The sequence below is a fragment of the Kocuria sp. ZOR0020 genome, from assembly GCF_000800955.1.
GTDB lineage: Bacteria > Actinomycetota > Actinomycetes > Actinomycetales > Micrococcaceae > Kocuria > Kocuria subflava.
Genome location: NZ_JROX01000186.1, coordinates 1 through 1,085 on the forward strand (window position 1 = coordinate 1; position 1,085 = coordinate 1,085).

A 1,085-nucleotide genomic window follows, 5' to 3' on the forward strand; every position below is an offset into this window, starting at 1 on the left:
GGCCGTCGTCGTAACCTCCCCGTCCCGGAACTCACGCGGAACAGCCGCGCAGAACCGCCACACAGCACAAACACACAGAACAATCCCCACGACCTGCCCCTGAAAGGAGGCGTCATGGCCAGCCAGGACTGGATCGACAAAGACTTTTACGACGTGCTGGGCGTCTCCAAGGAGGCGACCGATGCCGGGATCAAGAAGGCGTACCGGACGCTCGCCAAGAAGTACCACCCTGACCGCAACGCCGGGGATGCCGCGGCGGAGCAGAAGTTCAAAGAGGTCTCGGAGGCTCACGACGTCCTCTCCGACCCCGAGGAACGCAAGGAGTACGACGCGATCCGTGCCATGGGTACGGGTGCCCGGTTCGCCGGCGGCAGTGACGGCGCCGGGTTCGAGGACCTCTTCGGCGACGTCTTCGGAGGCGGGCGCACCCGTGCGCGCTACTCCACGGGCGGTGCCCAGAACATCAACGTCGAGGACCTCTTCGGTGGAGGCGGTTTCGGGGGCTTCGGTGGAAGCGGGGGCTACGGTGGCGCCGGTGGCTACACGGGTGGTTACGACCCGCGTTACCAGGCACCGCAGCCCAAGGGTGAGGACATCACCACCAGCACGGTGATTCCCTTCCGTTCCGCGATGGAGGGCACCACGGTCAAGCTGCAGCGCGGCAACGGTTCGACGACCACCGTGCGCATTCCGCAGGGCGTGCGCGACGGACAGAAGCTCAAGCTCAAGGGCAAGGGCCACACGGGCCCGGGTGGCAACGGGGACCTCATCCTGACCGTCAAGGTGGGGGAGCACCCCGTGTTTGCGCGGCGTGAGGGCACCGACGACCTGTCCGTGACCGTGCCCGTGAGCTTCCCCGAGGCGGCATTGGGGGCCACCATCAAGGTGCCCACGTGGGACGGCCATCAGGTGTCCCTCAAGGTCCCCGCCGGTACCAGCTCCGGACGCAAGTTGCGGGTCAAGGGCAAGGGTGTGACCACCAAGAAGGGCACCGGCAACTTGATCGTGACCGTCGAGATCGAGGTCCCCAAGGACCTCGACGACGACGCCCGGCAGGCCGTGGAGGCCTTCGCCGCGGCCACCGC

1 protein-coding gene is annotated in these 1,085 nt (G+C 67.1%); it reads left to right on the forward strand.

Annotation, left to right across the window (positions count from 1 at the left end):
* Positions 1-114 precede the first annotated feature (114 nt).
* On the forward strand, positions 115-1,085 hold a 971-nt coding region (locus tag L979_RS11080; RefSeq protein ID WP_047692275.1), incomplete at its 3' end, for a DnaJ C-terminal domain-containing protein.